This is a genomic window from Streptomyces sp. NPDC012769, from assembly GCF_042901205.1.
In the GTDB taxonomy this organism is placed as follows: domain Bacteria; phylum Actinomycetota; class Actinomycetes; order Streptomycetales; family Streptomycetaceae; genus Streptomyces.
Genome location: NZ_JBIBCP010000001.1, coordinates 1,230,782 through 1,243,595, shown reverse-complemented (window position 1 = coordinate 1,243,595; position 12,814 = coordinate 1,230,782). Strand labels below are relative to the sequence as shown.

At 74.2% G+C, this 12,814-nt stretch carries 15 protein-coding genes; 9 read left to right on the top strand and 6 right to left on the bottom strand.

Translation table 11 applies throughout. The annotated features are described in order from the left end of the window. The first annotated feature begins 145 nt into the window (after positions 1-145). Positions 146-1,183, top strand: a complete 1,038-nt coding sequence (locus ACFY7C_RS05585; RefSeq protein WP_389644148.1) for an MBL fold metallo-hydrolase — start codon at positions 146-148, stop codon at positions 1,181-1,183. Here the strand turns inward: ACFY7C_RS05585 and ACFY7C_RS05580 are convergent. Both ACFY7C_RS05580 and ACFY7C_RS05575 read right to left on the bottom strand, forming a co-directional pair. Then, a complete protein-coding gene (locus ACFY7C_RS05580; protein ID WP_389644145.1) occupies positions 1,163-1,900 on the bottom strand; it encodes a DedA family protein in 738 nt (245 codons plus the stop codon). The genes ACFY7C_RS05585 and ACFY7C_RS05580 overlap by 21 nt on opposite strands. 94 nt (positions 1,901-1,994) lie before the next feature. Further along, complete coding sequence (locus ACFY7C_RS05575) at positions 1,995-2,774, bottom strand: MBL fold metallo-hydrolase (protein WP_389644142.1); 780 nt, start codon at positions 2,772-2,774, stop codon at positions 1,995-1,997. A gap of 269 nt (positions 2,775-3,043) precedes the next feature. Between ACFY7C_RS05575 and ACFY7C_RS05570 the strand changes: the two genes are divergently transcribed. From ACFY7C_RS05570 to ACFY7C_RS05550, 5 genes are all read left to right on the top strand, one after another. Continuing rightward, the gene (locus ACFY7C_RS05570) at positions 3,044-3,448 is read left to right on the top strand and encodes a recombinase family protein (protein ID WP_389644139.1); all 405 of its coding nucleotides are present in this window, start codon (positions 3,044-3,046) and stop codon (positions 3,446-3,448) included. A gap of 87 nt (positions 3,449-3,535) precedes the next feature. Next, positions 3,536-5,746: a phage holin family protein gene (locus ACFY7C_RS05565; protein ID WP_389644136.1), complete on the top strand. Its 2,211-nt coding sequence runs from the start codon at positions 3,536-3,538 to the stop codon at positions 5,744-5,746. Positions 5,747-5,812: 66 nt separating this feature from the next. Further along, positions 5,813-7,198, top strand: a complete 1,386-nt coding sequence (locus ACFY7C_RS05560; RefSeq protein WP_389644133.1) for an amino acid permease — start codon at positions 5,813-5,815, stop codon at positions 7,196-7,198. 102 nt (positions 7,199-7,300) lie between these two features. Next, positions 7,301-7,603, top strand: a complete 303-nt coding sequence (locus ACFY7C_RS05555; protein ID WP_389644130.1) for a hypothetical protein — start codon at positions 7,301-7,303, stop codon at positions 7,601-7,603. Positions 7,604-7,657: 54 nt separating this feature from the next. After that, entirely contained in the window at positions 7,658-7,822 is a 165-nt protein-coding gene (locus ACFY7C_RS05550) for a hypothetical protein (RefSeq protein WP_389644127.1), read from the top strand. A gap of 174 nt (positions 7,823-7,996) precedes the next feature. Here the strand turns inward: ACFY7C_RS05550 and ACFY7C_RS05545 are convergent, their stop codons facing one another. Next, positions 7,997-9,217: a low temperature requirement protein A gene (locus ACFY7C_RS05545; RefSeq protein WP_389644124.1), complete on the bottom strand. Its 1,221-nt coding sequence runs from the start codon at positions 9,215-9,217 to the stop codon at positions 7,997-7,999. A gap of 235 nt (positions 9,218-9,452) precedes the next feature. Here ACFY7C_RS05545 and ACFY7C_RS05540 point away from each other — a divergent pair, with 235 nt between their 5' ends. Further along, the gene (locus tag ACFY7C_RS05540; RefSeq protein ID WP_389644121.1) at positions 9,453-9,869 is read left to right on the top strand and encodes a hypothetical protein; all 417 of its coding nucleotides are present in this window, start codon (positions 9,453-9,455) and stop codon (positions 9,867-9,869) included. Here ACFY7C_RS05540 and ACFY7C_RS05535 read toward each other — a convergent pair. Further along, a complete protein-coding gene (locus ACFY7C_RS05535) occupies positions 9,859-10,683 on the bottom strand; it encodes a helix-turn-helix domain-containing protein (protein WP_389644119.1) in 825 nt (274 codons plus the stop codon). The genes ACFY7C_RS05540 and ACFY7C_RS05535 overlap by 11 nt on opposite strands. Before the next feature lie 102 nt (positions 10,684-10,785). On the opposite strand from ACFY7C_RS05535, the gene ACFY7C_RS05530 reads away from it, so the two are divergent. Together ACFY7C_RS05530 and ACFY7C_RS05525 are read left to right on the top strand one after the other, a co-directional pair. Continuing rightward, positions 10,786-11,091 (top strand): 4a-hydroxytetrahydrobiopterin dehydratase, encoded by a 306-nt coding sequence (locus ACFY7C_RS05530; protein ID WP_389644116.1) that lies wholly within the window; start codon positions 10,786-10,788, stop codon positions 11,089-11,091. Positions 11,092-11,128: 37 nt separating this feature from the next. Next, positions 11,129-11,875, top strand: coding sequence for a class I SAM-dependent methyltransferase (locus tag ACFY7C_RS05525; protein ID WP_389644112.1), 747 nt, complete (start codon positions 11,129-11,131; stop codon positions 11,873-11,875). Here ACFY7C_RS05525 and ACFY7C_RS05520 read toward each other — a convergent pair. Continuing rightward, positions 11,862-12,320: a hypothetical protein gene (locus ACFY7C_RS05520; RefSeq protein WP_389644109.1), complete on the bottom strand. Its 459-nt coding sequence runs from the start codon at positions 12,318-12,320 to the stop codon at positions 11,862-11,864. The two genes, ACFY7C_RS05525 and ACFY7C_RS05520, sit on opposite strands and share 14 nt — an antisense overlap. Further along, complete coding sequence (locus ACFY7C_RS05515; RefSeq protein WP_389644106.1) at positions 12,317-12,805, bottom strand: hypothetical protein; 489 nt, start codon at positions 12,803-12,805, stop codon at positions 12,317-12,319. The genes ACFY7C_RS05520 and ACFY7C_RS05515 overlap by 4 nt, the downstream gene beginning before the upstream one ends. Positions 12,806-12,814: the final 9 nt, after the last annotated feature.

Genomic DNA, 12,814 nt, shown 5'->3' with positions numbered 1-12,814 from the left:
GGCATCGGGTGGCGACGGCGGTCGGCCGCCGAGCCGGACCGGAAGCCTTCACACGGCCCAGACGCATAAAGACGCCACAGCCGGCACATACGGAAAGACGGAACGACGGAACGACGGACAGACGGACCAGACGGAGGCCGCAGAGATGACCGAACAGACGGCCCGGCCACCCCGGACCCCGCATTCCGCCCGCACCCCCCACGGCCCGCTTCCCGCGCCCCCGCTCCAGCCCCTCGGCCGGCTGCGCCACGACTGGCCGCGCAGCTTCGCCGACCGGCTGACCGCGCCGCTGCCCGGTGTCCGCGCCATGGCCCGGCTCGCCCGCGAGGGTGCCGTACGCCCCGGGCCCGAGGGACTGCGCGACGTCCCGCTGCTGCCGTTCGCCCCCGGCCCGCTGCCGGAGGCCGGCCCGGACACCCTCGCCGTCACCTGGGCCGGCCACGCCAGCTGGGTGCTGCGGATCGGCGGGCTCACCGTGCTCACCGACCCCGTCTGGTCCCGCCGCATCCTCGGCACCCCGGCCCGGATCACCCCCGTCGGCGTCCGCTGGGAGGACCTGCCGCGGGTGGACGCCGTCGGCATCAGCCACAACCACTTCGACCACCTCGACGCCCCCACCCTCAAACGGCTGCCCCGCCACACCCCCCTCTTCGTGCCGGCCGGACTCGGCCGCTGGTTCACCCGCCGCCGCTTCACCCGCGTCACCGAGCTCGACTGGTGGGAGGCGGCCGAACTCGACGGCGTGCGCTTCGACTTCGTCCCCGCCCACCACTGGTCCAAGCGCACGCTGCGCGACACCTGCCGCTCCCTGTGGGGCGGCTGGGTGCTCACCGACCGCGCCGGGCACCGGATCTACTTCGCCGGCGACACCGGCTACGGCCACTGGTTCGGCGAGATCGGCCGCCGCCACCCCGGCATCGACCTCGCCCTGCTGCCCATCGGCGCCTATGACCCGCGCTGGTGGCTCAGCGACGTCCACACCGACCCCGAGGAGGCCGTCCGCGCCTTCCAGGACCTCGGGGCACGCCGTATGGCGCCCATGCACTGGGCCACCTTCGTGCTGTCGTCCGAGCCGGTCCTCGAACCGCTCACCCGCGTCCGGGCCGCCTGGGAGAGGACGGGGCTGCCCCGCGAGGACCTGTGGGACCTCCCGGTCGGCGCCTCACGCGTGCTCGTCCCCTGACCTCGGGGGCGCGTCCGAGCCCGGGCCGGAGGGGACGTCCGGGGCCGAGCCGGAGGGGACGTCCGGGCCCGGCCCCGAGGGGGTGGCGTCCCCGCGCCGGCCGCCGCGCAGCCGGCGCCACAGCGACGGCACCGCGCTGACCAGCACGGTGAGCACCACCGCGGCCACCACGCCCTGCCAGGGCTCGGGGAAGAGCGAACCACCCAGGATGCCGATGAGCTGGTACGTCGCCGCCCAGGCCAGGCACGCCGGCAGATCGCCCCGGGCGAAGCGCCGCAGCGGCATCCCGGCGAGGAGACAGGCCAGCATCACCGGGATCCGCCCCGCCGGCACCAGCCGCGACAGCACCAGGACGGACACCTGGTGGCTCTCCAGCCGCTCCTGCGCCTGGGCGAGGCGCTCCGGCGTCACCCGACCGCGCAGGGCCGCCAGCCACCGCGAACCGTTACGGGACCGGACTCCGCGCTGCCCCAGCCAGTAGAGCGCCAGATCGCCCAGGAAAGCGGCGAAGGACGCCACCAGGAAGACGAAGAGCAGCGCGAACGGCGAGGTCTGGTGGAAGGCCACCACCGCCGCCGAACTCACGATCGCGCCCGTCGGCACGACCGGCACCAGCGCGCCGAGCGCCACCAGCAGGAACAGGGACGGATAGCCGACGGCCTGCTGCGTCGACTCCGGCGGCAGCTCCCGCACCGCCGCCAGGAGCCGGTCGATCACCGGGCGCCCTGCGCGGGCGCGGCGGACCCGCACCACGCCGTCCAGAGCCGTCCCCGCCAGGCCCGCCCCCTCCCGCGGCTGACCGCGCCGGACCTCATCGCGCCACCTCCGGCCGGACCCGTTCGCCGTGCGCGAGCAGGTGGACCGCCACCTTCGGGGCGAGCCGGGAGGCGTGCCGGACGAACTCGTCGCCGGGGGAGTGGAACTCGTGCGGCCGGACCGCGTCCATGCCGATCGGCCAGTACGTGCCGTAGTGCACCGGCACCGCGGCCGCCGGGGACAGATCGGCGAGCACCTCGGCCGCGCGGCCCGCGTCCAGGTGGCCGTGGCCCAGGTACGGACCCCAGCCGCCCACCGGGAGCAGCGCCACGTCCACCGCGCCGACCGCCTCCGCCATGCCGTCGAACAGACCGGTGTCCCCCGCGAAATAGGTGCGGGCCTCGCCCTCCACCACGTAACCGAGCGCGGGACAGCGGTGCGGCCCCACCGGGAGCCGGCGCCCGTCGTGCCGGGCGGGGACGGCCCGTACCGTCACGCCCTCGACGGACACCTCGTCGCCCGGCGCCAGCTCCGTGAGCCGCAGGCCGCGGCCGACGAGCCGGCGCAGGGCCGGTACGGCGCGGGGGGCGCCGGACGGCACGATCACACGGGTGCCCGGGGCGAGCCGGGCGAGCGAGGGCAGATGGAGATGGTCGGCGTGCAGGTGCGAGACCAGCACCGCCTCGGCGCGTGCCGCCTCCGGCGGCGGGGGCGCTCCGCGCCGGCGGCGCAGGTGCGCGAGCCGGCGCGCGAAGAGCGGATCGGTCAGGAAGCGGACCCCGGAGTCCTCGACCGTGCACGTGGCATGACCCCACCAGGTGATCTCCACCGGCACGCCGCCCTCTCCGTCCGCCGCCGTCTCGCGTGCGCGGACGGCGCCGTCTCGCGCCCCGCCTCTCCAGGCCGGGGATCCGCCGTCGCCCGTGCACGGACCTCGACCATAACGCGGATCCCGCCCGGAACGAGGGGAAACGTCCGCGCCCGGAGCGCTGCGGCGGAGGGGACCGAGGGCGCGCCCGCAGGTGTGGCCGGTCTTCGCCGGAGCGCCGCACTTGGTATACCGAACCCCTCCTCGGGCGCCGCGCGACGCAGTAGGGTCGCCCCATGGACGACGTTCGGGTGGCGGCGATCGCCAGCCTCACCCCGCTCGAAGAGCTCGACGAAGACCCCTTCCTGGTCGACACCCGCAGCCAGCACGCCATGTGCGTCCGCTGGGCCGGCGACAAGGGATACGTGGTGACGCGGCAGCTGTTCTGCTACGGCATGAGGCCCGACCACCAGGCCCTGTGGGCGGACGTCGACGAAGGGGCCGTGGACCTCTTCGTGGCCCCGAACGAACGCGTCCTCGCCCGCGCGTTGACGGACGTGCGCGCGTTCCTCGCCGAGTGCGAGCGGCGCGGGGTGCGGCTCGAGACCGCGGGCCTCGACGAACCCGCGTACGACGCCCCCATGAAGGCCGGGGTGCACCGCAGGCTCTCCATGCCCACCGCGGGTTACGACGGCTCCTGAGCGCCCGTCGAACACCCGTCGCCCCGCCCCGCCCGCCGGTCGTTGTGCCACGCTGGGGGCAGGAATCGGGTGAAAGGTGAACCAGGCGTGGGCGAACGGCGAGGACGTGTCCCCGGCCGCTGGCGGAGCGCGGGCAGCGCCCTGCTGCGGGTGATCACGGTGTGGGCGGTCTCCACCCTCACCCTGCTCGCCCTGGCCGGTCTCCTCCCCGACTTCCAGCTCCAGTCCGCCGACGGCGACAGCGTCACCAGGACCGCGCTGACCGCCGCCTGGGGCGCGGGCGCCTTCGGTCTGCTCGGGGCCCTGGTGTGGCCCCTGATCGTGCGGGCCCTGCTGCTCGTACCGGCGCTCGTCCTCGGCCTGTTGGTGTTCTTCCTCAACGGTTCGCTGCTGCTCGTCGCGCTCTGGCTGATCCCCGACGGGCGCGGCGCCGCCGCCCCCGAGACCGCCGTCGTGGTGGCCGCCGTGATGTCGGCGGTCGCCTCGGCCACCTCGACGGCGCTCGCCGTCCGCGACGACGACGCCTACCGGCGCCGCCTCTACCGGCTCACCGACCGCACCCGCCCCCGGACCGCCCGCGCGGGCGCCGGACCCGTCCCCGGCACCGTCTTCCTGCAACTCGACGGCGTCGGCCACCGGGTGCTGTGCGACGCCGTCGCCGACGGCCGGATGCCCACCGTCGCCGAATGGCTCGACACCACCCACACGCTCACCCCCTGGCGCACCGACTGGTCCAGCCAGACCGGCGCCAGCCAGCTCGGCATCCTGCACGGCTCCAACGAGGACGTGCCCGCCTTCCGCTGGTACGAGAAGGACACCGGCCGGCTCATGGTGTCCAACCGGCCGGCGAGCGCCGTGGAACTGCAGCGCCGCGCCGTGGAACGAACCGGCGACGGCGGGCTTCTCACCCTCGACGGCGCCTCTCGCGGGAACCTGTTCAGCGGCGGCGCCGACCAGCTCGCGCTCGTCCTGTCCATGGCCGCCCGCCGGGGGCGGCGCAACCGCTCGCGCTCGGGCTACTTCGCGTACTTCTCCGACCCCGCCAACGCCGTCCGCACCGCCGGCTCCTTCGTCGCCGAGGTCCTGCGCGAGATGGTCCAGTCGACCCGGGCCCGGCTGCGCCGCGCCTCACCGCGGGTCTCGCGCGGCGGCCTCTACCCCTTCGTACGGGCCTTCGCCACGGTCGTCGAGCGGGACGTGGTGGTCGCCGCCGTGATGGGCGACATCCTGGCCGGGCGGACCGCGGTCTACGCCGACCTCGTCGCCTACGACGAGGTCGCCCACCACTCCGGACCGCAGGGCCCCGACACCGACCAGGTCCTCGAACGGCTCGACCGGGCGGTCGCCCTGATCGCCAAGGTCGCCGAGCACGCGCCCCGCCCGTACCGGATCGTGCTGCTCTCGGACCACGGGCAGAGCCCGGGGGAGACCTTCGAGTCCGCGTACGGGCTCACCCTGCGCGATCTCGTACGGGCCGGCTGCGGCCTGCCCGTACCGCGCCGCGTGCGGCGCACCCCCTGGGGGCACCCCCGGACGGAGTCCGGGGGAGGGTCGGAGGCCAGGGACGCGGCCCGGGACGCGCTGCGCAGCGCGCTGCACCGGCCGGTCGACGGCGACACCGACGACGCGGCGGCGGAGGCGGCCGCGGTGGCCGCGGCCCGCGCCCCCGAGCCGGTCGTGCTCGCCTCCGGCAACCTCGGCCTCGTCTCCTTCCCCGGCGTGCCGCACCGGATGACCCGCGAGGAGATCGACCGGCTCCACCCCGCGCTGCTGCGCACCCTCGCCCACCACCCGGGGATCGGCTTCCTGCTCGTCGCGAGCGAGGAGCACGGGTCGGTGGTGCTGGCCCGCGACGGGGTCGAGGTACCGGTCGCCGCGCTCGCCGAGGGCCCCGAAGCCGCCGAAGGGTCCCGGGGCGCCGCCGACGGGCCGCTCGCCGTCTTCGGACCGGGCGCGGCCGAGGCGGTGCGGCGCACCGACGGCTTCCCGCACGTCGCCGACATCATGGTCAACTCGATGTACGACCCCGAGACCGGCGCGGTCCACGCCTTCGAGCAGCAGATCGGCTCGCACGGCGGCCTGGGCGGCGAGCAGGCGCGTCCGTTCCTGATGTGGCCGCGCGAACTGCCGGCGCCGCCCGAGGAGCCGGTCGGCGCCGAGCAGGTGCATCAGGTGCTGCGCGGCTGGCTGCGGGAGGGGCACGGTCCTCAGGTGCCGCTGGAGATTTCCCCGTCGAGCGGACGTGTGGAAGCATTTCTTCCGGTTGACGGGCCCGCCGTGCGGGACAAAAACGGGTGATTTGGAGCGCCGTCTCACCTACCGGACCATGGGTGCGTTTGTACGACGAGAGGCGCACCACCCCCCATGAGCACGGCCCCCACCAGCCCCGCCCCCACCCCCACCCTCACGCCCACGGAGCAGCAGCCCAGCCGCCACGCCCGGCGGTTCGGACTCCCCGTCGCCATCGCCCTCGTCATGGGCAACATCATCGGCGGCGGCATCTTCCTCCTCCCCGCCTCCGTCGCCCCCTTCGGCACCATCAGCCTCGTCGCCTTCGGCATCCTCACCCTCGGCGCGATCGCCCTCGCCCTCGTCTTCGGCCGGCTCGCCCACCGCCTCCCCGAGACCGGCGGCCCCTACGTCTACGCCCGCGCCGCCTTCGGCGACTTCGCCGGCTTCCTCGCCGCCTGGTCGTACTGGATCACCGCCTGGGTCTCCAACGCGGCCCTCGCCGTCGCCGCCGTCGGCTACCTCGACGTCCTCGTCCCGATCCACGACTCCAAGGCCGCCACCATCGGCGCCGCCCTGCTGATCCAGTGGCTGCCCGCGCTCGCCAACCTGGCCGGCACCCGCTACGTGGGCGCCGTGCAGATCGTCGCCACCGTCCTGAAGTTCGTCCCGCTGCTCCTGGTCGCCATCGGCGGGTTCTTCTTCTTCGACAGCACCAACCTCGGCCCCTTCCAGGCGGGGGAAGGCAGCGCGCTCGGCGCGGTCTCCGCCTCCGCCGCGATCCTGCTCTTCAGCTACCTCGGCGTCGAGTCCGCCGCCGTCAGCGCCGGCGAGGTCCGCGACCCGCGCCGCAACGTCGGCCGCGCCACCGTCCTCGGCACGCTCGGCGCCGCCGCGCTCTACCTGCTCGGCACCCTCTCCGTCTTCGGCACCGTCGCCCACGACAAGCTCGTCACCTCCACCGCGCCCTTCTCCGACGCCGTGAACGTCATGTTCGGCGGCTCCTGGGGCGGCGCGGCCGTCGCCTGCATGGCGCTGGTGTCCATGGTCGGCGCGCTCAACGGCTGGACCCTGCTCAGCGCCCAGGCGCCGTACGCCGCCGCCCGCGACGGACTCTTCCCGAAGGTCTTCACCGTCAAGCGGCGCGGCGTGCCCACGGTCGGCGTCCTCGCCACCGTCGTCCTCGCCTCGCTCCTGACGGTCTACAACTACACGGCCAGCACGCAGGGCGTCTTCGAGATCCTCGTGCTGGTCACCACCTTCACCGCCACCGTGCCGTATCTGCTCTCCACGGCCGCGCAGATCTACTTCCTGCTCTCGGGGCAGTCGGAGAAGGTCTCCCGCGCCCGTCTCGTCCGTGACGGAGCGCTCGCCCTCGCCGCGTTCGGCTTCTCCCTCTGGCTCGTCGCCGGCTCCGGTTACGCGGCCGTGTACCAGGGCGTGCTCTTCCTCTTCGTGGGTGTGCTGGTGTACGCGGCGATGGCGGCCCGCAAGGGCCGCGGGGCGGCGACCGCCGGCTGACCTCCGGTCGTCCCCCGGATGGGGCCGGGAGCGTAGGCCGCCCGGGCGGATCTTCCGCCCAGGGCGGCACACAGGGGTCCGTGCCGGGCAGTACGGATCTCCGTGAGACTCCTCGCCCGGTTCGCGCTCGCGGTGCTGATCGTGCTGGCCGCGCTGCTCGGCGTGGGCTCCGGCGCGGGGGCCGGGATCGCCGAGGGCGAGTCCCGGACCGTCTCCGCGGCGGCCGACCCGGGCGCGGAGGCCCAGGAGACCGCCGAGACCGAGGCGACCGCGTCCGTCCGCGCGGTACGGCGCCCTGCCGCGCCCCGGTTCCCCCGGGGCACGACACCGGACCGCCACCCCGTCCTCGTCTCCGTTCCGTCCCCGCGCGGCGACGCTCCCCGGTCGGCGGTGATGCGGTGCTGAGAGGCCCGACCTCTCCCGCACCCCTCGCCCCCCACCGACGCAAGGAGCTTCGCCATGCCCGTCGACCCCTTCGCCGTGCTCAACGCCCTGCTGCGCGCCGAGGCCGCCCGCCAGAACCACGGCGCCGAACGCGCCGAACCGGAACGCACGACCGAACCGGCCACCGCCCGCACCACCACCCCGGCCCGGTCCGCCGAACCGGAGGGCCGGGCGGACTGAGCCGCCGAAACCGCCGGGATCCGCCGGGAGTGCCGCGGCGGATCCTGGATCCGAAATATCGGATCCGAAATACGGGACACAAGCCGCGAGGCGTGGATCCAATATCCAATATCCAATATCCGGGATCCAATATCCGGGATCCAGGACCCGACGGATATTGGATCCTGGATCCGATCAGGCCGCCGGCACCGGCTGCGCCTCCCGTTCCCCGCGCCCCGCCCGCCCCGCCCGCCCGTGCAGGCCGACCAGGCCGGTCACGGCAAGCGCCAGGGCGACCAGCGAGAGCAGCGCCGGGACCAGGGCCACCAGCGGGCCCGCGACCAGGCAGCAGACGCCGCCGACGAGCAGGGCGACCGGTCGGGGCCCGGAGGAGCGCAGGACGATCGCCGCGGCGCCCAGCAGGAAGACACCGACCCCGCCCGTCAACGACCAGGCCACCGTCCCGTGCAGGGGCTCGGCCAGGTCGTAGTGGCCGGTGTCGGCGACCTGGGTGAGGACCTTCTTCATGCCGAGCGCGCACAGCACCACGCCCGCCACTAGCGGCAGGTGCAGGAACGTGTACACGTCCCGCGCGAAGCGGGTGCGGTCGTCGCCGTCCCGCGCCGCGAGCCGGTGCTCGGCGACCTCGCCGATCCGGCGGAAGTACAGGGCCCACAGCCCGGCCGCGAGCACCAGCCCCGCCGCACACGCCCCGATCACCGTCACCGTCAGCGGGAAGCCGGAGACGCCCACGCCCATCGCCAGGAACGACTCGCCGAGGGCGATCATCAGGATCAGCCCGTGGCGTTCGGCGAAGTGCCCGGGGGAGTTGACCCGCCAGCCGGACGAGCCGGTGACGTAGATGCCGCCGTAGTCGATCGCCACCGCCCCGAGCCACAGCAGCAGCCGCACGTTCCCCTCGTACGCGCAGCCCACGAGCAGCAGCACCAGCGGCGGCAGCACCGACGACAGCGCGGTGCGCCGCAGCGTGGCGCGCAGCGCCGTGTCGCCGCGGCCGGAGAGCCAGTACGAGACGAGGTGCAGCACCCGCACCGCGCCGTAGCAGACCACGAACACCAGCGCCGCCGGCAACCCGCCCGGCGCGTCCGCGAAGACCTCCGGCACATCGAGCGAGACCACGAACACCACCGTCATCACGGTCACGAACACCGCGAACAACGCGCCCGAATCGGCCCGCACGACATTGCCCAGCCAGGCGAAGGCGCACCAGCACCACCACAACAGGGCCAGCACCGCCATCGCCCCGACCACCCGCACCGGCGAGGGAGCGGCCGCCATCAACGCCGTGACCTGCGTGATCGCGTACACGAAGACCAGGTCGAAGAAGAGCTCCGCCGGCGTGACCTTGTGGTCGTCCTCCGTCGCGACCAGCCGCGACCGCTCCTTGCCCCTCACGGCAACCCCCCTGTCCGAGCAAGCCGGCGTCCCCCGGCCGTCCAGCCGCGAAGAATACCCAGACCCTCCCGGCCGGGCCCCCGTGCCAGGTCCCGCAGTCCCGCATTACCTCTCACGTCATCGACCCGTGTCGCCCGCCCCGGCATGCTCGTGGTCACCGGGTCCCGGGCGGCGCACTCCGCCCGGGCACCGGCTCCCCGAACGTCAGTTACGCCTCATCGGAGGGTGATCCGCCATGTCCCAGACCCTGCTCGCCGGTCTCTCCCGCACCACCCAGCCGCGGTCCATGGTGCGCCGGTTCCTCGCCCTCGACGCCGTGGTCACCGGCGGCAACGGACTCGCCTACCTCGTCGCCTCCGGACCGATCGGAGAGTTCCTCGGCGTCGACCGCGGCCTGCTGATCGAACTCGGCGTCTTCCTCACGGCGTTCGCCGCCGGTGTGGCCTGGCTCGCGAGCCGCCCGCAGCCGCCGGCCCTCGGCGTGAAGGCCGTCGTCGAGGCCAACCTGTTGTGGGCGGCGCTCAGCGTCGTCGCGCTCGTCGCCTGGCTGGAGCCCACCACCGCGGGCGCGGTGTGGACCCTGATGCAGGCCGGCACCGTCGCCGGGTTCGCCCTGCTCCAGTGGAGCGCCCTGCGCGCCGCTACCCGCTGAGGGCGCGCTCCTTCAGCGCCTGCAGATACGCGACCGTCGCCGGGTCGGCCGGGAGGAACGTCTCGATGGCCAGCTCGGCGACCGTCACGTCCATCGGCGTGTTGAAGGTGGAGATCGACGACACGAACGACAGCACCTGCCCGTCGTGCTCGATCCTCATCGGCAGCGCGAAGTAGGGGTACGGCTCCGGATCCTCCCGGTCCTCCGGGTCGCCCGCCCCCTCAGGCAGCGGATAGGCCGCCACCTCCTCGTACAGCGCGCGCAGCGCCTCCGAACGGGCGAGACCGATCTGACGCTCCATCTGGGCCAGCAGATGCCCCCGCCACTCCCGCAGATTGCGGATGCGCGGAGCCAGACCCTCCGGGTGCAGCGTGATCCGCATCGCGTTCAGCGGAGGCGTCAGCAGATGCTCCGGCAGCCCCGCCATCAGCAGCGCGATGCCCTGGTTGGCCGCCACCACCGTGTAGGAGCCGTCGACCACGAGCGCGGGATAGGGCTCGTAGCCCTGCAGCAGCCGCTCGATCCCCTCGCGCAGCGTCTCCAGCTCCGGCGCGTCGAGCGGGGACTCGTTGAACCTCGGGGCGTAACCGGCCGCCAGCAGAAGGGCGTTGCGCTCCCGCACCGGCACGTCCAGGTGCTCGGCCAGCTTGAGGATCATCTCCTCGCTCGGGCGCGAGCGGCCGGTCTCGATGAAGGAGATGTGCCGGGCGGACGACTCCGCCCGCAGCGCCAGCTCCAGCTGGCTCAGCCGCCGCTGCTCGCGCCAGCCGCGCAGCAGCGGACCCACACCCGTGTCGGTCACGACAGTTGTCATGGGCAGACGGTATCCCAGAGGGGGACCCGGGTAGCTTTCCCCGGGGACCGCCCGTCATCGCGCACCACCCTCACCAGCCGTACCAACCGGAGGGAGCACCACGTGCCCACACAGCCCCTGTCGCAGAAGGAGATCGAGGACCGCCTGCGGGAGCTGCCGGGCTGGTCCGTGGAGGGCGACCGGCTCACCCGCGGCTATCGCCTCGCCGACCACTTCGCCGCGACCGCGCTCGTCGTCCACGTCGCCCAGATCCAGCAGGAGCTCGACCACCACAGCGATCTGACGCTCGGTTACAACAGCGTCGCTCTGTCCGTGAACACCCACTCGGCCGGCGGGGCCGTCACCGAGAAGGACTTCGAATTGGCCGAGCGGGTCGAGGCGGTGGCACCCGGCCACGGCGCGAGCTGAACCGGCCCGGGAACGACCCCGACGTACGATCCCCCTCATGGGGGAGACGATTCTCGACTACGAGACCGAGGCCGCGCACTACGACGAGACGCGGGGCGGCGTGCCACGTGCCGAGGCCGCCGCCGACGCCGTGCTGCGGCTGCTGCCGCCCGGCACCCGCACCCTGCTCGACCTCGCGTGCGGCACCGGCCTCGTCACCGAACGCCTCGCCCGGCCCGGCCTCGCCGTCCACGGAGCCGACGCCGCCCACGGGATGCTGCGCACCGCCGCCGGACGCCTCCCGGGCCGGGTCGTGCGCGCCGACGCCCGGCGGCTGCCGCTGCCGGACGGCTCCGTCGACGCCGTCAGCGCCGTGTGGCTGCTGCACCTCGTGCCCTTCGCCGACGAGATCGTCGCCGAGGCGGCCCGGGTGCTGCGGCCCGGCGGCGTGTTCGTCACCACCGTCGACAAGGACGCCGCCCATGACGTCGGCAGCGACATCGACGCGGTGCTCCGGCCGCACCGCGCACCCGGAGCCGGCTCCGACCGGGCCGACCGCGTCACCGCCTACGCCACCGCCCACGGCCTGAGCCCGACGCCCGGCACCACCTTCACCGGACACGGACAGGGCGCCACCCCGCGCCGCACGGCCGAGAACCTGCGCCGCGGCTACTACGCCTCATGGTTCCGCGGCACCCCCGCCGACGTCGACGCCCTGTGCGCCGCGCTCGCCGGCCTGCCGGACCAGGACCGCCCCCGTGCCGACCCCGCGTACCCGCTGGCCCGCTACCTCAGGCGCGGCTGAACTCCATCACCCAGTTCGTCACCCACGCCTCCGTACCGGCCGGAGCGAAGGCCTGCTCCCAGCGGGCCGCGTCCGCGGTGATCCCGGACCAGCGGAACCGGACCCGCACCGGCCGCCCCGCGAAGACGTCGTCGCCGAAGAACTCACCCGTGCCGTCCGCGCCGAACCGGCCCCGGACCGGCGGATCGAGCCTGCCGGTCCGGCTGGCCGACCAGTTCAGGGTCCACTCGCCGGTCTCCGGCTCGTACAGCCGCAGCGTCAGACCGCTGAAGCCCTTCGAGGGGAACACGATCTCGTCGACGTGCGCCCGGCCGCCCCAGAAGAGCCGGCCCGTCGTGTGCCCGTCGAACTCCTCCCAGCCGCTGTCCGGATCGAGGAAGTCCGCCAGCCGGCGGTTGCGGACGCTGAACCGCCCGTCGAGGAAGTCGAAGCCGTCGCCGCTCACGCCCGCACCTCCGTCGTACCGGACGGAAGCGAGTCACGGAGATAGCCGGCCAGGTCCGGGGTGTCGGGTGCCAGCACGTGCCGCACCCAGGCCGCCCGCTCGTGGCCGAGCGGGGCCAGTTCCCACACACAGCCGATCCAGTTGCGCGCGCCCGGCGCGGTCCGTACGAAGTGCGTCGGATCCAGGTCCGGACAGTCGAGCGCCGGCTGGCCCGCCGCCGCGCCGGAGAAGTGCAGCACGTTGTCCCACACCCAGCTGTAGACGTTGAGATACGCGCCGGAGTCACCGCCCCGGTGCAGCACGGCGAAGCTCGCCGCCGGGGTGCCGTCCGGCTCCGGAAGCAGCTCGGGCAGCAGTGCGTACGCCGCCTTCTCCACCTCCGGTGCGATGCCGGCCGGGTCGGCGGTGACGTGATAGCGCTTGACGTGCCGGCCGCCCACGACGACCGGCTCCTGTACATGGAGGTACTTCTCCGCGAAAGCCATGGCTGGACT